Annotated in this window: 14 protein-coding genes and 4 tRNA genes; 16 read left to right on the top strand and 2 right to left on the bottom strand. The window is 60.6% G+C overall.

Features of this window, described 5'->3' with window-relative positions; translation table 11 throughout:
- The first annotated feature begins 232 nt into the window (after positions 1-232).
- The 9 genes from gltX (at position 233) to GV818_RS16015 (ending at position 5522) form a co-directional block, all read left to right on the top strand.
- Positions 233-1714 carry a glutamate--tRNA ligase gene (gltX, locus tag GV818_RS15975; RefSeq protein ID WP_161759584.1) on the top strand — a complete coding sequence of 494 codons (1482 nt, stop codon included), beginning with the start codon at positions 233-235 and terminating at the stop codon, positions 1712-1714.
- A gap of 279 nt (positions 1715-1993) precedes the next feature.
- Positions 1994-2069, top strand: a tRNA-Ala gene (locus tag GV818_RS15980).
- Positions 2070-2148: 79 nt separating this feature from the next.
- Positions 2149-2224, top strand: a tRNA-Glu gene (locus GV818_RS15985).
- Positions 2225-2276: 52 nt separating this feature from the next.
- Positions 2277-2352 (top strand) — tRNA-Ala (locus GV818_RS15990).
- 78 nt (positions 2353-2430) lie between these two features.
- Positions 2431-2506: transfer RNA gene (locus GV818_RS15995), tRNA-Glu, on the top strand.
- 183 nt (positions 2507-2689) lie between these two features.
- Entirely contained in the window at positions 2690-3229 is a 540-nt protein-coding gene (locus GV818_RS16000) for a TetR/AcrR family transcriptional regulator (protein ID WP_161759585.1), read from the top strand.
- Positions 3230-3403: 174 nt separating this feature from the next.
- On the top strand, positions 3404-3838 hold the full coding sequence (locus GV818_RS16005; RefSeq protein ID WP_161759586.1) for an acyl-CoA thioesterase: 435 nt from the start codon (positions 3404-3406) through the stop codon (positions 3836-3838).
- 164 nt (positions 3839-4002) lie between these two features.
- Complete coding sequence (locus GV818_RS16010) at positions 4003-4962, top strand: tRNA dihydrouridine synthase (RefSeq protein ID WP_161759587.1); 960 nt, start codon at positions 4003-4005, stop codon at positions 4960-4962.
- Positions 4963-5075: 113 nt separating this feature from the next.
- A complete protein-coding gene (locus tag GV818_RS16015) occupies positions 5076-5522 on the top strand; it encodes an Hsp20 family protein (protein WP_161759588.1) in 447 nt (148 codons plus the stop codon).
- Positions 5523-5570: 48 nt separating this feature from the next.
- Here GV818_RS16015 and GV818_RS16020 read toward each other — a convergent pair whose 3' ends face one another.
- Positions 5571-8849, bottom strand: a complete 3279-nt coding sequence (locus GV818_RS16020; RefSeq protein ID WP_161776989.1) for an EAL domain-containing protein — start codon at positions 8847-8849, stop codon at positions 5571-5573.
- Between the two features lie 82 nt (positions 8850-8931).
- Entirely contained in the window at positions 8932-9822 is an 891-nt protein-coding gene (locus GV818_RS16025) for a LysR family transcriptional regulator (protein WP_161759590.1), read from the bottom strand.
- Between the two features lie 153 nt (positions 9823-9975).
- On the opposite strand from GV818_RS16025, the gene leuC reads away from it, so the two are divergent.
- The 7 genes from leuC (at position 9976) to GV818_RS16060 (ending at position 19145) form a co-directional block, all read left to right on the top strand.
- Positions 9976-11394, top strand: coding sequence for a 3-isopropylmalate dehydratase large subunit (gene leuC, locus GV818_RS16030; protein ID WP_161776990.1), 1419 nt, complete (start codon positions 9976-9978; stop codon positions 11392-11394).
- 10 nt (positions 11395-11404) lie between these two features.
- Positions 11405-12049 carry a 3-isopropylmalate dehydratase small subunit gene (leuD, locus tag GV818_RS16035; protein WP_161759592.1) on the top strand — a complete coding sequence of 215 codons (645 nt, stop codon included), beginning with the start codon at positions 11405-11407 and terminating at the stop codon, positions 12047-12049.
- Between the two features lie 93 nt (positions 12050-12142).
- Positions 12143-12907, top strand: coding sequence for a class I SAM-dependent methyltransferase (locus tag GV818_RS16040; protein ID WP_161776991.1), 765 nt, complete (start codon positions 12143-12145; stop codon positions 12905-12907).
- Positions 12908-12958: 51 nt separating this feature from the next.
- Positions 12959-14041 carry a 3-isopropylmalate dehydrogenase gene (gene leuB / locus GV818_RS16045; RefSeq protein ID WP_161759594.1) on the top strand — a complete coding sequence of 361 codons (1083 nt, stop codon included), beginning with the start codon at positions 12959-12961 and terminating at the stop codon, positions 14039-14041.
- 54 nt (positions 14042-14095) lie between these two features.
- Positions 14096-15208 carry an aspartate-semialdehyde dehydrogenase gene (asd, locus tag GV818_RS16050; RefSeq protein ID WP_161759595.1) on the top strand — a complete coding sequence of 371 codons (1113 nt, stop codon included), beginning with the start codon at positions 14096-14098 and terminating at the stop codon, positions 15206-15208.
- Between the two features lie 146 nt (positions 15209-15354).
- Positions 15355-16365 carry an aspartate-semialdehyde dehydrogenase gene (locus tag GV818_RS16055; RefSeq protein WP_161759596.1) on the top strand — a complete coding sequence of 337 codons (1011 nt, stop codon included), beginning with the start codon at positions 15355-15357 and terminating at the stop codon, positions 16363-16365.
- Between the two features lie 206 nt (positions 16366-16571).
- Positions 16572-19145 (top strand): FimV family protein, encoded by a 2574-nt coding sequence (locus tag GV818_RS16060; RefSeq protein WP_161776992.1) that lies wholly within the window; start codon positions 16572-16574, stop codon positions 19143-19145.
- Positions 19146-19264 lie beyond the last annotated feature (119 nt).

Here is a 19264-nt window from a genome sequence, read left to right on the forward strand (position 1 = left end):
GGCAGGCTGTAATCAATAAAAGTGTAAGAAAATTTATCAGTGGGCGAATCTGGCAGATAGCCACTGGGTGGTAAATGCCATTGGCTGATTATTGGCTATTCACCGGGGTTGGAGTGGCCTGTAGGCGCAACCTTGGCTTAAATGCCCTCCTCACTGGAGCCGGGCTGGTGTCGCCTGTTACCATTCGCCCCCTGTTTTATTCCTCGTTTTTCTATTCTTCTCGAGACATGCCATGACCACCGTCCGCACGCGCATTGCGCCATCGCCTACCGGGGATCCCCACGTAGGTACTGCTTACATCGCTTTGTTCAACTACTGCTTTGCCAAGCAGCATGGCGGCGAGTTCATCCTGCGCATCGAAGACACCGATCAGTTGCGTTCGACCCGTGAGTCCGAGCAGCAGATTTTCGATGCCTTGCGCTGGTTGGGCATCAACTGGAGCGAAGGTCCGGATGTCGGTGGTCCTCATGGCCCGTACCGTCAGAGCGAGCGCGGTGACATCTATCAGAAGTACGCCCAGCAGTTGGTGGACCTGGGGCACGCCTTCCCGTGCTTCTGCACCGCCGAAGAGCTGGACCAGATGCGTGCCGAGCAGATGGCTCGCGGTGAAACCCCGCGTTACGACGGCCGAGCCTTGCTGCTGTCCAAGGAAGAGGTGGCTCAGCGCCTGGCTGCTGGTGAGCCTCACGTGATCCGCATGAAAGTGCCGACCGAAGGCGTCTGCGTGGTCCCGGACCTGTTGCGTGGCGATGTCGAGATCCCGTGGGATCGCATGGACATGCAAGTGCTGATGAAGACCGACGGCCTGCCGACCTACTTCCTGGCCAATGTGGTCGACGACCATCTGATGGGTATCACTCACGTACTGCGTGGCGAAGAGTGGCTGCCATCGGCACCGAAGCTGATCCTGCTGTACGAATATTTCGGCTGGGAACAGCCGCAGTTGTGCTACATGCCGCTGCTGCGTAACCCGGACAAGAGCAAGCTGTCCAAGCGCAAGAACCCGACCTCGGTGACGTTCTACGAGCGCATGGGCTTCATGCCTGAAGCCATGCTCAACTACCTGGGGCGCATGGGCTGGTCGATGCCGGACGAGCGCGAGAAGTTCTCGTTGCAGGAAATGGTCGACAACTTCGATCTGTCGCGGGTTTCCCTCGGCGGTCCGATTTTCGATGTCGAGAAGCTGTCCTGGCTCAATGGCCAGTGGCTGCGGGACCTGCCGCTGGAAGAGTTCGCCAGTCGGGTGCAGACCTGGGCCTTGAATCCCGAATACCTGATGAAGATTGCGCCGCACGTTCAGGGGCGGGTCGAGACCTTCAGTCAGATCGCTCCCTTGGCAGGTTTCTTCTTTGCCGGTGGCGTAACCCCGGATGCCAAGCTCTTCGAGTCCAAGAAACTCTCGGGCGATCAGGTGCGCCAACTGATGCAATTGATCCTGTGGAAGCTCGAAAGCCTGCGGCAGTGGGAGAAGGACAGTATCACCGCGACTATTCAGGCGGTGGTCGAGTCCCTGGAACTGAAGCTGCGTGATGCCATGCCGCTGATGTTTGCCGCTATCACTGGCCAGGCCAGTTCGGTGTCGGTGCTCGATGCCATGGAAATCCTGGGGCCGGACCTGACTCGTTTCCGCCTGCGCCAGGCCATCGATCTGCTCGGTGGTGTGTCGAAGAAAGAGAATAAAGAGTGGGAAAAACTGCTGGGCACGATCGCCTGAGGCAGTTGTGCGCTGCGGGAGTGGCCGAGGCGGCAACCTTTTCGACTACGCTTGAGTCTCAAGCGCCAGGCGGGTTGGTTGCTGGCCAAGTCGGTTGCTCTTCGGCCCGCGGTGGCCCTTTTGCGCTAGCTGGCGCGGGTCGGGAAGGGCGGAAAAGCCTGGGTTTTCCGGGTGGGGCGGTAAGTGATTGTTATCCCGGCAAATTTCTTTTCAAAAAACCGAAAAAAATTTGACAGCGTTCCGATCGCCCCTTAAGATTCGCCCCGTCCTAACCGACGAGGGGCTATAGCTCAGCTGGGAGAGCGCTTGCATGGCATGCAAGAGGTCGACGGTTCGATCCCGTCTAGCTCCACCAAATTTACAGTTCAAGGCCTGGCCACACCGGCCTTGAATCGATCAGTACTCAGCACTGATCAGTTGTATAGAAGGGTTGTGTCCCCTTCGTCTAGTGGCCTAGGACACCGCCCTTTCACGGCGGTAACAGGGGTTCGAGTCCCCTAGGGGACGCCAGTTTCACACAAGTGATGTTGCAAGATGTCGCTGCGCCGCGAGGCGAAAATCCGGGGCTATAGCTCAGCTGGGAGAGCGCTTGCATGGCATGCAAGAGGTCGACGGTTCGATCCCGTCTAGCTCCACCAATTTACAGTTCAAGGTCTGGCCACACCGGCCTTGAATCGATCAGTACTCAGCACTGATCAGTTGTTAGAAGGGTTTGTGTCCCCTTCGTCTAGTGGCCTAGGACACCGCCCTTTCACGGCGGTAACAGGGGTTCGAGTCCCCTAGGGGACGCCACGTTTACCCGCTTTGCGGGATTTTTAAGGGTCATTCGATTATTGAATGGCCCTTTTGTTTGTCTGGCGTTCAGCCAATTTTCTCTTTTTTCCTCAGCCTGCCCCTCTGACCGACGGTCACGCTAGCGACTTGCGGAAAATTATTATGCGAATAATATTTTCTCCGTAATATTCGGAGGCAACCATGAACGATAAAAAAGCTCAAACCCGCGAACGCATTCTCCAGGCCGCCAGTTCCGCGCTGATCCAGCATGGCCCGGCCGAGCCGAGTGTGGGTGAGGTGATGGGGGCGGCCGGGCTGACGGTGGGCGGCTTCTATGCGCACTTTGAAAGCAAGGATGCGCTGATGCTGGAGGCCTTCACTCAGTTGCTCGCCCACCGCCGTGGCTTGCTCGACGAAATGGACTCGAGCTTGAGTGGCGAGGAGCGTAGGGCGCTTACGGCGGCATTTTATCTGTCGCGCAAGCACCGTGACTCTACCGAGCAGGCTTGCCCAATTCCGGCTTCAGTCGGTGAGTTGGGGCGCTTGCCGGACAGTTTTCGCAACGCTTTGAGCGAGCACATGGAGTTGATGGTTGCGCAATTGGCCGCAAGCCCCGAAGACACGGACAAGGCTCTGGCAGACATGGCGCTGATGGTAGGTGGATTGTCCCTGGCGCGGGCGCTGGGTCCGGGTGAGTTGTCCGACCGCTTGCTGCGTGCAGCCAAGTCGGCAGTTCTATGACCTGAGGCTTGATTCTGCGATGGCGAGTGAGGAGCGGGTTGAGTTGGATTCGTAGCATCAACGGCGCGCCACTCAATTCGTTTGTGCTGATCGCCGGCCAGCATCTGCAGCACGCCAATCCACCTGAGCATCCGTTACACTGCCCCAGTCAAAAAATCTGACCGGGAGTTGGGCATGAGTTGGGATCTGGCAACGCCATTCGTCATCGATCTGCAGGTTGCCGCCGAGGATATCGATGGCTTGGGGCACGCCAATAATGCGGTCTACGTCACCTGGCTGGAGCGTTGCGCCTGGCGGCATTCCCAGCGACTGGGGCTGGATCTGGCCGAGTATCGCCGTCTGGACCGGGCGATGGCGGTGGTGCGGCACGAGATTGATTATCTGGCTGCAGGTTATGAGGAAGATGAACTGCAATTGGCCACCTGGATCGTCGACTGGGATCAACGCTTGAAAATGACCCGGCGCTTCCAGCTGGTTCGTCCGAGCGATGGCGCCACGCTGCTGCGGGCCCAGACCACCTTTGTCTGCATTGAATTGTCCACTGGCAAGCCCAAGCGCATGCCTGTCGAGTTCCTCGAGGGCTACGGGCCGGCCTTGCAGGCTTCCTGATCGCTTTCTCCCATGTCGCAGGGGTTGGCTGCCAGTGAAGGCGCCTTCAAGTGCGGAGCGCGGGGCACGCCGATAAGCCGGCTCCTACAAAATCCCAGCGGGTGGGTGAAACCCAGTAGACTGGGCGACGTTTTTTTTGCCCGTTTTTTTGTTGAGTGTGTTTCATGCAAATTGCCCTGGCGCCCATGGAGGGGTTGGTCGACAACATCCTGCGCGATGTACTGACCCGCGTTGGCGGGATTGACTGGTGTGTCACCGAGTTCATTCGCGTCAATGACCGTCTGCTGACGCCTGCCTATTTCCACAAGCTCGCCCCCGAATTGCTGCAAGGCGCACAGACTGCCGCCGGCGTGCCGCTGCGGGTGCAGTTGTTGGGCTCCGATCCAGTGTGTCTGGCCGAAAACGCTGCGCTGGCCTGTGAGTTGGGCAGCGCGGTCATCGATCTTAATTTCGGTTGCCCGGCCAAGACCGTCAACAAGTCACGGGGCGGGGCGGTGCTGCTCAAGGAGCCCGAGCTGCTGAATCAGATTGTCGAGCATGTACGACGGGCGGTTCCGGCACATATTCCGGTCACCGCGAAAATGCGCTTGGGCTTCGACAGCCCGGATGGCTCCCTGGCATGTGCCACGGCGTTGGCCGAGGGTGGAGCGGAGCATATCGTGGTGCACGCGCGGACCAAGGTTGACGGCTACAAGCCTCCGGCGCACTGGGAGTGGATCCCGCGGGTACAGGACGTGGTCAGGGTGCCGGTGTTCGCCAACGGCGATATCTGGAGTGTCGAGGACTGGCGGCGTTGCCGGGAGATCAGCGGCGTCGAGGACATTATGCTTGGGCGCGGACTGGTATCGCGTCCGGATCTGGCCCGGCAGATTGCTGCCGCTCGGGCTGGAGAAGAAGTGCAGGAGATGTCCTGGGCCGATTTGCAACCGATGCTCCAGGACTTCTGGGCGCAGGTGGTGGTGCAGTTGACGCCACGTTCGGCGCCTGGGCGTTTGAAACAGTGGTTGGCAATGCTGACCCGCAACTACCCGGAAGCGGTCGAGCTATTCACCGCCTTGCGTCGGGAAACCGATCTGGACCAGGTGGGGCGCCTGCTGGGTATGCCGCGCAGCGAAGCGGCGTAAAAAACTCAAAAAACACCTCTTGAAATGCCGGGGCCGATCCATATCTCTTGGGTACGCGATGCCGAATTCGGGTCGCGGAGATAACCACTCGCTGAATATCAGGAGATAGACCCATGAGTACTGCATTTTCCTTGGCCCCGCTGTTCCGTTCCTCTGTCGGCTTCGACCGTTTCAACGACTTGTTCGAGTCGGCACTGCGCAATGAGCCGGGCAGTAGCTATCCACCCTACAACGTTGAAAAATACGCTGACGATCAATACCGCATTGTGATCGCGGCGGCTGGCTTCCAGGAAGAAGACTTGGAGCTGCAGGTGGAAAACGGCGTGCTGACCGTGAGCGGTGGCAAGCGCGACGCCAATCAGAACGTCACTTACCTGCATCAGGGCATTGCCCAGCGCGCGTTCAAGCTGTCGTTCCGCCTGGCAGACCATATCGAGGTCAAGTCTGCGGGCCTGAGCAATGGTCTGTTGAACATCGACCTGCTGCGGGTCGTGCCGGAAGAGGCCAAAGCCAAGCGCATCCCGATCAATGGTGTGCAGCAGGCGGCTCTGCAAAACTAATATCGCCGTAAAAGAAGGGCGCCCTGGTGGCGCCCTTTTTCGTGGCGGTCATTTCAGCAGTTTCTTGAACTCGTTCAGGGGGAGCGGCCGGCTGTGCAGATAGCCCTGGTACAAGTGGCATTCCAATCCCTGTAGAAACTCCAGCTGCTGTGGGGTTTCCACGCCTTCGGCGATGACCTTCAAGTCCAGGCTGCGAGCCATGGCGACAATGGCCCGGATGATCTCTGCATCATTGGGGTCGTGGGTCGCATCACGAACGAAGGACTGGTCGATCTTCAGGGTGTCCACCGGCAAGCGCTTGAGGTAGGTCAAGGAGGAGTAGCCGGTGCCGAAGTCATCCATGGCAAAACTGACCCCGAGTTTCTTCAGTCGGCGCATCTTGCTGATGGTGTCGTCCAGATTCTGGATGACGATGCCCTCGGTGATCTCCAGCTTGAGCAGTGAGTAGGGCAGGGCATGGGCAGTCAGGCTGCGTTCGATTTTTTCGACAAAGTCGTTCTGGCGGAACTGCCGTGGGCTGATGTTGACGCACAGGCTGAAGTGATACGGATCTACCAGGCCCTGGTTGATCAGCTGGCTGAAGGCCAGGCAAGCCTCATCGAGAATCCAGGTGCCGACCTCAAGGATCAGCCCGCTGTCCTCCAGCACCTTGATGAATTCACTCGGTGACTGGGTGCCCAGTTCCGGGTGCTGCCAGCGCACCAGGGCCTCGGCGCCAACGATCCGGTTGTCGCGGGCATCCACCTGGGGTTGGAAGTGCACGCTGAATTCACCACGGGACAAGGCCAGGCGCAGGTCGGTTTCCATGCGCAGGCGCTCGCTGGCGGCCTTCTGCATGGTGTTGTGGTACATCTGCGTGGTGTTGCGCCCGGAGTCCTTGGCGCGATAGAGGGCAATGTCGGCGCGCTTGAGCAGGTCGGTGGGCGTCGAGCCGTGGTCGGGGATCAGTGCCACGCCAATGCTGGGGGTAACTTGCAGGCGCTGGCCGTCGAGGAACATCGGTTCCGAGAGCAGTTCGCGCAAGGTGCCAGCCAGTTGCCGGACCTGCTCGCTGACTTCATTGCGCGAGCCTTCCAGGCCGCTCAACAGCACCACGAACTCATCGCCGCCCAGGCGTGCCACGGTGTCTTCCATGCGCACGCTGGCTTCCAGCCTGGCGGTGATGATTTTCAGCACGGTGTCGCCCACCGGGTGTCCCAGGGAATCGTTGATGTGCTTGAAGTGATCCAGGTCGAGAAACAACAGGGCGCCCCGCAGGTTGTGGCGTTTGAGCAGGGCGATCTGCTGGCTCAAGCGGTCCATCAGCAGGGCGCGGTTGGGCAGGTTGGTCAAGGGGTCGTGGTAGGCCAGATGACGGATCTGCGCCTGGGCATTCTTCAGCAGGCTGACATCCCTCGCGGTCAGCAACAGGCAGGGTGTCTCATTGAGGATGATCGGTTCGACCGAGACCTCGAGAGTCAGGACCTCCCCGCGTTTGTTGCGCCCGAGCATCTCCAGATGATGCACCCGGCCCTTGAGCTTGAGCTCCGCCAGTAGCGTGGAAAGCTGGGCTTCCTCGGCCCAGATTCCGACCTGGTACATGGTGTGGCCGAGTACTTCTTCGGTGCGGTAGCCGGTCAGGCGGCAGAAGCCGTCGTTGACCTCCAGGTAGCGACCGGTGTCGCGCTGGGTAATGGTGATGGCGTCGGGGCTGGAGTGAAAGGCCTTGGCGAACTTCTCTTCGCTGGCCTTGAGCGCGGCTTCCGAGCGCTGTTGCTGGGTGATGTCACGCAGGGTGGTGACGATGCACGGCTGCTTGTCCACGTTGATCAGCCGGCTGGAAATGATGCAGGTCAGCGGCTGGCCGTTCTTGTGGTTGACCACCACCGCGACATTGTTCAGCGCCTGTTCGCGAATCACTTGTTCGATCCGCCGCAGGCGCGGAGCGGGATCTTCCCAGAGGCCGATCTGCTCGGCGCTGCGGTCGATCACATCCTCCAGGGTCCAGCCGAAGGTCTGGGTGAAGCTGGAGTTGATCTCGATGAACTGGCCGGTTTCCAGCACGGTCAGGCAGATCGGGTCCGGGCTGACCTGGAACAGGCTGGCGAACTTCTCTTCGGAGGTGATCAGGCGCTGTTCGCGTTCCACCTGCTCGGTGATGTCGAGCAAGGTGCCGGCCATGCGCAACGGATTGCCCTGTTCATCGCGATAGAGGCGGGCACGGCTTTCCAGGTAGCGTGAGCTGCCGTCCGCCAGTTGCACTCGGTAGGTCAGTTGGTAATTGCCTGCCGGTCCTTCCCGCAGGCTGCGGTAGGCGTCACGCATGGAGTCGCGTTCTTCGGTGGGTACGCCCTCGAAGAATGCGTCAAAGGATTCATGGAACGGCGCCGCCTCCAGGCCGTGCAACTGCGCGGCACGGGCCGAGCCATAGAGCATGCCGCTGGGTATGTGCCAGTCCCAGGTGCCCAACTGTGCTGAATCCAGGGCCAGGTCGAGGCGTTCCTGGCTGTCTTTGAGGGCCTGTTCGGCTCTTTTGCGTTCGCTGGTGTCGAGAAAGGTGCTGAGCAGATAGGCCTTGCCTTCCAGTTCGACCTTTTGCGCACTGAGGATGCCGTCGTGGATCTGTCCGTTGCTGGCACGAAATTGCACCTCAAGGCTGGCGGCCTGGCCTCGCTTCTGCACCGCCTTGATCAGTTGGGCGCGCTGCTCGGGATTGACCCACAGGCCGATCTCCAGGGTGGTACGACCGATCACGTGTTCGGCGGGCCAGCCGAACTGGCTTTCGAAGTATTGGTTGGCTTCACTGATCAGTCCATCTTCCAGGCGGGTCAGCAGCACCATGTTGGGGCATAGGTGAAACAGGGTGGCGAAACGCTTTTCCGAGCTGCTGAGGGCTTCCTCACGCTGGCGCTGGTGAGTGATCTCGCGGATCACCCCGATCATTCGAGGCTTGCCGTGCTTGTCCGGCAGCACGCTGCCGTTGATCTCCAGCCAGTGCAGGCTGCCATCGGGCCAGCGAATCCGGTGGTGCATGGCGTGTTCCAGCGGCGCCCCCGCCAGCACTGAATGAAAGGCGCGCATGGTCCTGCCCCGATCTTCGACGGGCAGCAGGTCGAGGTACTCGAGGTTTTCCGGCAAGGGTTGGCGCGGATCGAAGCCGAATAGCGCCTGGGTGCCTCGGGACCAGCTGATCTGCCCGCTTTCAATGTCCCAGTACCAGGCCCCTAGCCGTGCGCCGTTGAGCGCAGCGAGCAACTGTGGCGCACTTTCCCAGCTCTGTTCCGACTCCCGGGGGTCGACAGCGTGGATGCGCGGCATGGGCGGAGTGCGGTCAGCGGGTTTGGGCATGGGGGGCAAGCCTTGAGCTGAGTAGTTCGTTTGGCGCGGGAGGCTCATGAGGTGCTGTATGGCACGGGCAATACCCGAAGTGCTATGCCGGGTTCCCTGGCCAATCGACCTGTGCATCCAATAAGGCCATGAAAGCCCGCGCAGCATTCGACAACGTCCGTTCGGTGTGCAGGATATAGCCTAGCTGGCGACGCAGCTGTATGCCCGGTAAAGGAATGCGCGCGACCTGGTCATCGAGCATGGTGCGTGGCAGCACGCTCCAGGCCAGGCCAATGGAAACCATCATCTTTATAGTTTCCAGGTAGTTAGTGCTCATGGCGATGTTCGGTATCAGGCCTTGGGCTTCAAACAAGCGTTGGACAATATGGTGGGTAAAGGTGTTGCCGCCGGGGAAAACCGCCGGATGCAGGGCAACGTCCGCCAGGCTCACCTGGCCGTTGCTGACCAGCGGGTGTTCCGGGGCGGCAACGAAGTCCAGCGGATCGTCCCAGACGGCGGAGGCCTTGATCAGGCTGTGCGGCTCGGGGGCCAGGGTAATCACCGCCAGTTCGGCCCGGCCGTGCAGGATTTCCTCGTAGGCCACTTCGGAATCGAGGAATTGAATGTCCAGAGCCACTTGCGGGTAGCGCCGGGTAAAGGCCCGCAGCAGAGGGGGCAGGCGGTGCAAACCGATGTGATGGCTGGTAGCCAGCGTCAGACGCCCACTGACTTCGCCGCTGAGGTTGGTCAGGGCCCGGCGAGTGTCATCCAGCACGTTGATGATCTGATAGGCCCGGGGCAGTAGGGCGCGCCCGGCCTCGGTCAGGCCGATCTCGCGCCCTAGGCGGTCGAACAGTCGCACGTTGAGTTGTTGCTCCAGCCCGGCGATGCGTTTGCTGATGGCTGGCTGGGTCAGGTGCAGGCGTTCGCCGGCACTGGAAAAACTGCCCGTCTCGGCGATGGCGATAAAGGCATTGAGGTTGGCCAGGTCCATAGTAGTATTCCAGTTGGTTATCCAAAGCATGAAAAATATGAATTTGAGTTATTTAATCTAACGCCATAGCATCAGCCTCACAAGCCAAGGGGTTATTGATCGGCCGACGATCAGGGCCCAGGGCATAGAAACAAGCTGATGAGGAATGCTCCGATGGCTGGCAAGACGCTCTACGACAAGCTCTGGAATTCGCATTTGGTCAAGCAGCGCGACGATGGTTCGGCGCTGATCTATATCGATCGTCACATCATCCACGAAGTGACCTCGCCACAAGCCTTTGAAGGCTTGCGTCTGGCTGGTCGCAAGCCATGGCGTATCGATGCCAACATTGCCACCCCGGACCACAACGTACCGACCACGCCTGAGCGCAAGGGCGGGATCGCAGCGATTGCCGACCAGGTTTCCCGTCTGCAAGTGCAGACCCTCGATGACAACTGTGATGAATACGGCATCGTCGAATTCAAGATGAATGACGTACGCCAAGGCATCGTCCATGTGATCGGCCCGGAGCAGGGCGCGACCTTGCCGGGCATGACCGTGGTATGCGGTGACTCCCACACCTCCACCCATGGCGCTTTCGGCGCCTTGGCCCATGGCATCGGCACTTCCGAGGTAGAGCACGTACTCGCCACCCAGTGCCTGGTGGCCAAGAAAATGAAGAACATGCTGGTGCGCGTGGAAGGCACCTTGCCGTTCGGCGTGACGGCCAAGGACATCGTCCTCGCGGTGATCGGCAAGATCGGCACCGCTGGCGGTAATGGCCATGCCATCGAATTTGCCGGCAGCGCGATTCGCGACCTGTCCGTCGAAGGCCGCATGACCATCTGCAACATGTCCATCGAAGCCGGCGCTCGTGTAGGCCTGGTAGCCGCGGACGAAAAGACTGTGGAGTACGTCAAGGGTCGGCCCTTCGCGCCTAAAGGCGTGGAGTGGGACCTGGCTGTTGAAGCCTGGAAAGACCTGGTGTCCGACGCCGATGCCAAGTTCGATACCGTGGTCGAACTCGATGCCGCGCAGATCAAGCCGCAAGTCAGCTGGGGCACCTCGCCGGAAATGGTCCTGGCGGTAGATCAGAACGTCCCGGACCCGGCCAAGGAAATGGACCTGGTCAAGCGTGACTCCATCGTCCGTGCCTTGAAATACATGGGTTTGAGTGCCAACCAGGCAATTACCGACATTCAGTTGGACCGCGTGTTCATCGGCTCCTGCACCAACTCGCGGATCGAAGATCTGCGCGCTGCCGCGGTGATCGCCAAGGGCCGCAAGGTGGCTTCCACCATCAAGCAGGCGATCGTGGTGCCGGGCTCGGGCCTGGTCAAGGCTCAGGCCGAGTCGGAAGGCCTGGACAAGATCTTCCTCGAAGCCGGTTTCGAATGGCGTGAGCCGGGCTGCTCGATGTGCCTGGCGATGAACCCGGACCGCCTGGAGTCCGGTGAGCATTGCGCCTCCACGTCGAACCGCAACTTCGAAGGGCGCCAGGGTGCCGGTGGACGTACTCACCTGGTGAGCCCGGCCATGGCCGCCGCCGCCGCCGTCAACGGTCGTTTCGTCGACGTCCGTGAATTGATCTAAGGAGCGCAGCATGAAAGCTTTCACTCAGCACAATGGTTTGGTCGCGCCTTTGGATCGTGCCAACGTCGATACCGATCAGATCATCCCCAAGCAGTTCCTCAAGTCGATCAAGCGCACCGGCTTCGGTCCCAACCTGTTTGATGAATGGCGCTACCTTGATGTCGGCCAGCCTTATCAGGACAACTCCAAGCGCCCGTTGAACAAGGACTTCATCCTTAACGCCGAACGCTACCAGGGGGCCAGCGTATTGTTGGCACGGGAAAACTTTGGCTGCGGTTCCAGTCGTGAGCACGCACCCTGGGCGCTGGAAGAGTATGGTTTTCGCAGCATCATCGCGCCGAGCTATGCCGATATCTTCTTCAACAACAGTTTCAAGAACGGTTTGTTGCCGATCATCTTGAGCGACGCTGAAGTCGACGAATTGTTCCAGCAGGTCGAGGTTACGCCGGGCTACCAGTTGAGCATCGATCTTGCGGCGCAAACCGTGACTCGTCCTGACGGCAAGGTGCTGCAGTTCGAGATCGACGCCTTCCGTAAGCATTGCCTGCTCAATGGCCTCGATGATATCGGCCTGACCTTGCAGGACGGTGACGCCATCGCCGCCTTCGAGACCAAGCACCGGGCGAGCCAGCCCTGGTTGTTCCGCGACGCCTGAATGACTGTCCGCCAGCTCGCGGGCGCCTGCCGATCCAGGCAGGCACCGGCTGGCCGCCGAACGCCATTTCCCCCTGATAAAAAGGATTACAGCATGACCAGCAAGGCCCATAGCCAGGTGGTACAGACGCAATTTGGTGAGCAGGCCTCGGCCTATCTGAGCAGTGCAGTGCACGCTCAGGGCGCCGAGTTCGCCCTGCTACAGGCTGAGGTTGCGGGCCGGGGCGACGCTCGGGTGCTGGACCTGGGTTGCGGCGCGGGGCATGTCAGCTTCCATGTCGCACCGCTGGTCAAGGAAGTGGTGGCGTACGATCTTTCGCAGCAGATGCTCGACGTGGTGGCCAGTGCAGCGGCCGAGCGCAAATTGGGTAATATCAGCACCCGGCACGGCGCCGCCGAGCACCTGCCATTCGCCGATGGTGAGTTCGATTTTGTGTTCAGTCGTTATTCGGCTCACCACTGGAGCGACCTGGGCCTGGCCCTGCGGGAAGTGCGCCGGGTGTTGAAGCCGGGCGGTGTGGTGGCGTTCATTGATGTCTTGTCGCCGGGCAGCCCGTTGTTCGACACTTACCTGCAAAGCGTGGAAGTGCTGCGCGACACCAGTCATGTGCGCGATTATTCGGCGGGGGAGTGGCTGCGCCAGGTCAGCGAGGCCGGTTTGCATACGCGCAGTACCGCCCGTCAGCGCCTGCGCCTGGAGTACAGCTCCTGGGTCGAGCGCATGCGTACGCCCGAGGTCATGCGTGCGGCCATCCGTGACTTGCAGCAGGCGATGGGCAATGAAGTGCGCGAATATTTCGAGATTGAGGCCGATGGTTCGTTCAGTACAGATGTACTGGTGCTGTGGGCCGAGCGATAGAATTTTTCCGGGTGTGCCTGCGGGCGCGCCGACAGAGTAAATGAGGAAAGCATGAGCAAGCAGATTCTGATTCTCCCAGGTGACGGTATTGGCCCGGAAATCATGGCCGAGGCGGTCAAGGTTCTGACTCTCGCCAACACCAAGTACAGCCTGGACTTCGAGCTGAGCCACGATGTGATTGGTGGCGCGGCCATCGATCGGCATGGTGTGCCATTGGCCGATGAAACCCTGGACCGTGCCCGGGCTGCCGACGCCGTGCTGCTGGGCGCCGTGGGTGGCCCGAAATGGGACAAGATCGAGCGCGATATTCGTCCTGAGCGCGGCCTGTTGAAAATCCGTGCGCAATTGGGCCTGTTCGGCAACCTGCGTCCGGCGATTCTTTACCCGCAACTGGCCGATGCTTCGAGCCTGAAGCCAGAAATCGTTTCCGGTCTGGACATCCTCATCGTTCGCGAGCTGACCGGCGGCATCTACTTCGGCGCCCCCCGTGGCACCCGTGAGCTGGAAAATGGCGAGCGCCAGGCCTACGACACTCTGCCTTACAGTGAGAGCGAAATCCGCCGTATTGCCCGGGTCGGTTTCGACATGGCGCGGGTGCGTGGCAAGAAGCTCTGCTCGGTGGACAAGGCCAACGTCCTGGCTTCCAGCCAGCTGTGGCGCGAAGTGGTCGAGCAAGTGGCCAAGGACTACCCGGATGTCGAGCTGAGCCATATGTATGTCGACAACGCCGCCATGCAGCTGGTGCGTGCGCCGAAGCAGTTCGACGTGATCGTCACCGACAATCTGTTCGGCGACATTCTCTCCGATGAGGCCTCGATGCTGACCGGCTCCATCGGCATGCTGCCGTCGGCGTCTCTGGATGCCAACAACAAGGGCATGTACGAACCTTGCCACGGCTCGGCGCCGGACATTGCCGGGCAAGGCATTGCCAACCCGCTGGCGACCATTCTCTCGGTGTCGATGATGCTGCGTTACAGCTTCAACCTGAACGAGGCGGCGGACGCCATCGAACAGGCCGTGAGCCGGGTGCTGGATCAGGGCTTGCGCACCGGTGACATCTGGTCGGCAGGTTGCACCAAAGTCGGTACGCAGGAAATGGGCGATGCAGTAGTCGCCGCGCTGCGGAATCTGTAATCTTTCGGGCCCACTGCACAGACAGTGGCCCACTTTTGTATAGGTGTAGTTGCGATGAAACGTGTAGGTCTGATCGGTTGGCGCGGTATGGTCGGTTCCGTGCTCATGCAGCGGATGCTGGAAGAGCAGGACTTCGATCTTATTGAACCGGTGTTTTTCACCACTTCCAATGTGGGTGGCCAGGGGCCGTCGGTGGGCAAGGATATTGCTCCGCTGAAGGACGCCTACAGCATTGAAGAGTTGAAAACCCTCGACGTGATTCTGACCTGCCAGGGCGGCGACTACACCAGTGAAGTCTTCCCCAAGCTGCGCGAAGCCGGCTGGCAGGGTTACTGGATCGACGCGGCCTCCAGCCTGCGCATGCAGGATGATGCGGTGATCGTCCTGGACCCGGTGAACCGCCGGGTCATCGACCAGCAACTGGATGCCGGGACCAAGAACTACATCGGCGGCAACTGCACCGTCAGCCTGATGCTGATGGGCCTGGGTGGCCTGTTCGAAGCCGGCCTGGTGGAGTGGATGAGTGCCATGACCTACCAGGCAGCATCCGGCGCTGGCGCGCAGAACATGCGTGAACTGATCAAGCAGATGGGCGCTACCCACGCTGCGGTCGCTGATCAACTGGCCGATCCGGCCAGCGCCATCCTCGACATCGATCGCCGCGTGGCTGAAGCCATGCGCAGCGATGCCTACCCGACCGAAAACTTCGGCGTGCCACTGGCTGGCAGCCTGATTCCCTGGATCGACAAGGAGCTGCCCAACGGCCAGAGCCGTGAAGAGTGGAAGGCCCAGGCCGAGACCAACAAGATTCTCGGTCGCTTCAAGAGCCCGATCCCGGTGGACGGCATCTGCGTACGTATCGGCGCGATGCGCTGCCACAGCCAGGCGCTGACCATCAAGCTCAACAAAGACGTGCCTATTGCCGATATCGAAGGGCTGATCAGCCAGCACAACCCGTGGGTCAAGCTGGTGCCGAACCAGCGTGATATCAGCATGCAGGAGCTGAGCCCAACCAAGGTCACTGGCACCCTGAACGTCCCGGTGGGCCGTCTGCGCAAGCTGAACATGGGCTCGCAGTTCCTTGGTGCGTTCACCGTTGGCGACCAACTGTTGTGGGGTGCGGCCGAACCGCTGCGCCGCATGCTGCGGATCTTGCTGGAGCGTTGATCGCTTGAGCGTCTGAAAGAACCCGCACCTTGTACAAGGTGCGGGTTTTTTTATACCTGTTGCCGGCGTCGGGCTTGCCCGCGAATTGCCTCGTTACCCCGTGCCGGGTAAAGTGCCGCTCCCCCCGTTCCGCCTGAGGTAGCACCATGACCCCGTCCTTTGATATTGCCGTGATCGGTGCCACCGGTACTGTCGGCGAAACCCTGGTGCAGATTCTTGAAGAGCGTGATTTTCCAGTTGCCAACCTGCACCTGTTGGCCAGTAGCGAGTCGGCCGGTCACTCTGTGCCGTTTCGCGGCAAGAACGTCCGGGTCCGTGAAGTCGACGAGTTCGACTTCAGCAAGGTCCAGCTGGCGTTTTTCGCCGCGGGCCCGGCGGTAACCCTGAGCTTCGCGCCCCGCGCCAGCGCAGCCAACTGCGCAGTGATCGATCTTTCGGGAGCCTTGCCCTCGGCCCAGGCGCCGAATGTCGTGCCTGAAGCCAATGCCCAGGTACTGGCCGGCTTGAAAAGGCCGGTGCAACTGAGCAGCCCGAGTGCCTCGGCCACGGCGCTGGCGGTGGCGCTTGCGCCATTGCAGGGCTTGCTGGATATCCAACGGGTCAACCTGACCGCCAGCCTGGCGATTTCCAGCCAGGGCCGCGAAGCCGTCAGCGAGCTGGCCCGGCAGACCGCTGAGTTGCTGAATGTGCGTCCGCTGGAGCCGCGTTTCTTCGATCGCCAGGTGGCTTTCAATCTGCTGGCCCAAGTAGGTACGCCGGATGCCCAGGGCCATACCTTGCTGGAAAAACGCCTGGTCAGAGAGTTGCGCGAGGTATTGGAGCAGCCTTTATTAAAGATTTCTGTCACTTGCATTCAAGCGCCGGTGTTTTTTGGCGATAGCTATAGCGTGACTCTGCAGTCAGCGGGGGTGGTCGATTTGGCGGCGGTCAATGCGGCGTTGGAGGCGGCGCCTGGCCTGGAATTGGTGGAAGCGGGTGATTATCCGACCGCCGTGGGTGACGCTGTGGGCCAGGATGTAGTCTATGTGGGGCGGGTTCGTGGCGGGGTCGATGATCCGGCGGAGCTGAATCTGTGGTTGACCTCGGACAACGTCCGCAAAGGCGCGGCGTTGAACGCTGTGCAGTTGGCTGAATTGTTGATAAAAGACCTGCTGTAAAAGATACTTGGCAACAATTCGCAGAATGAATCTAGCTGGGCGCTATGCTTGGCAAGTTGCTGTAGGTGAGTGGCCGTCAGGTGCTCCCGGGGCATGCAGGAATTAATCGCGCGTGGTGGTCGTTCATGACCCTGCGCAGTGCCTTAATGGCAGCCGCTACAAAACCTTCTCGCTGGCCGAGGAACGTTCAAACAAAGGATGAGGCTATGGTTCAAGTTCGCAAACTGGTGTTAGCAATAGCGGCCGCCTCGGCGCTGTCCTCCGGTATGGCGCAGGCGCTTGGGCTTGGGGAGCTGACCCTGAAGTCGAGTCTGAACCAGCCTCTGGTAGCAGAAATCGAACTGCTTGATGTCAAGGACCTCACGGCTGCCGAAGTGGTGCCGAGCCTGGCTCCGGCAGACGAGTTCGCCAAGGCTGGCGTTGATCGCCAGGCTTTTCTCAATGACTTGAGCTTTACCCCTGTTCTGGTTCCTGGCGGCAAGAGTGTGCTGCGGGTGACCTCAAGCCAGCCGCTGTCGGAGCCGATGGTCAAGTTCCTGGTCCAGGTGATGTGGCCCAACGGCCGCCTGCTGCGCGACTACAGCGTGCTGTTGGATCCTTCGAAATTTTCCCCGCAAGCCGCTGCCGCTGCTGCTCAGGCTGCGCCGGTTAGTGGTCCGGCGGTGAATGCCCCGGCCACCGCTGCCAGCAAAGTGAGCAAGCCTGCGCAGTACACCACTGCGAAGCGTGACACGCTCTGGGAGATTGCCGCCAAGAACCGTAATGGTGCTTCGATCCAGCAGACGATGTTGGCGATCCAGGCGTTGAATCCGGATGCGTTCATCGATGGCAACATCAATCGGCTGAAGACTGGCAGGGTTTTGCGTCTGCCTGACGTAGTGCAAAGCACAGCGTTGCCGCAGCCCAAGGCGATTGCCGAAGTTGCTGCGCAGAATGCTGCCTGGCGTCAGGGGCGTCGTGGCGGCGCTCGTGGTCAGCAACAAGTGGATGCGACCCGGCGTGCCGGTGCTGACAAAGCGCCAAAGCAGGTCAATACCAAGGACAGTCTGAGCCTGGTTTCTGCGGAGAACGGCAAGGCTCGTGGCAAGGGCGCCGCGGGAGACAGCAAGGCGCTGAACAACAAGCTGGCAGTGACTCAGGAAAGCCTGGACACGACCCGTCGCGACAACGCTGAGCTCAAAGAGCGCATGGCGGATCTGCAAAGCCAATTGGACAAGCTGCAGCGCCTGATCGAATTGAAGAACAACCAGTTGGCCAAACTGCAGGCCGATGGCACGAGTGCCACAGCGCCTGCAGCGGCGATGCCAGCGGAGCTGGTGGCCAAGCCTGAGGCGCCGGTTGCGGCTCCCGCGGCTCCGGTCAGCGAGCCGGCGGCCAGCCCGGCGCCGGAAGTTGTGGCTGCCAAGACTGACGAAGACAAGTACGGTGATCTGCTGACCAATCCGCTCCTGTTGGGGTTGGTGGGTGGTGGCTCGGTATTGGTCCTGCTGCTGTTTTTGCTCTTGCTGGCCCGTCGCCGCAAGGCTCGGCAGGAAGCGGAAAAGCATTTGCGCATGGCTCGGGCGCTGTCGGAGGAAAGTGATTTCACCGAGGAAATGGACCTGCCGGAAGCTAGTTTCGAAGGTCTTGAGGTTCCGCCGCCAAGCGTCAAACTCGCTCCAGCTCCAGCTCCAGCTCCAGCTCCAGCTCCAGCTCCGGTGGTTGTGCCAGTGCCTGCAGCTCCGGTTGAGCGAGCGGTCGATGTACTGGGCCAGGCTCAGAACCACATCGACGGCGGCCGCCTGAATCAGGCTGCGGCCCTTCTTGAGGAAGGGATCAAGCTGGAGCCTCAGCGCAGCGATCTGCGTCTCAAGCTGATGGAGGTTTACGCGCACCAGGGTGATCGCAGTGCCTTTGTTGCCCAGGAGCGGCAGTTGGTGGCCAATGGCGATAACCATGCCCAGGTCGAGCAGCTGAAAAGCCGCTTCCCGGCGATGGTCGCGGTAGCGGCGGTAGCGGGCCTGGCGACGGCGGCGGTGGCCGCTGAGATGGATGCCCAGTACGTCAAGGAGCTGCTGCTGGATGAGCCGGAAACTTCGGAGCCAGTTGCACCTGTGGAAGGCCTGGATGCGGATTTCGATCTGAGCCTGGATGATCTGGAGGCTGCCTCACCGGCGGTGCTGACGGCCGAGCCTGAAGCAGAGCTTGAAGATTTTCCGCTGGATGATGACCTGAGCTTCGGCTCGGTGTTGGAGCAGCAGGTGGCGCCAGAGGAAAGCCTGGACGATCTGGGTGATTTCGACCTGGACCTGGGGGCTGACCTGCCGGTGGCGGCTGCGAGCGATGACGATTTCCTGCTGAGCCTCGACGACGATCTCAAGGACTTGCCGGTTGGCGATGTGCCGACCGTTACCGAAGCGGCCTTGGATGACCTGGACCTGTCGGCGGATTTCGATCTGTCCCTGGCTGACGAGATGGATGCTGCGGCAGAGCCCAAGGATGCCTTCGCTTCCGAGTTGGATGATGTTAACGCCGAACTCGATCGCCTGGCCCAGAGCCTTGACCAGCCGGAGCCAGCGGCGCCGACTTTCACCGCTGAAGATGCTGCTGCGTCCCCTGAGGAGGCCGACTTCGACTTCCTCTCCGGTAGTGATGAGGTGGCCACCAAGCTCGATCTGGCCCAGGCCTATATCGATATGGGTGACAGCGATGGCGCGCGGGACATCCTCGGTGAAGTGTTGAGTGAAGGTAGCGACGGGCAGAAGAACGAAGCTCAAGAGATGCTTACACGTCTGGCCTGAGGCGACTCGGTCGCTTGAACGGAACGGCAGCCGATGAGGCTGCCGTTTTTGTTTCTGCAGGTTTTGGCGCTGTTCAGACCAGCAGGTCTTCGTAAAAGGCGCCGAAAGGGCGGGTAGGG

Source organism: Pseudomonas sp. Fl4BN1, from assembly GCF_009908285.1.
Taxonomy (GTDB): Bacteria; Pseudomonadota; Gammaproteobacteria; order Pseudomonadales; family Pseudomonadaceae; genus Aquipseudomonas.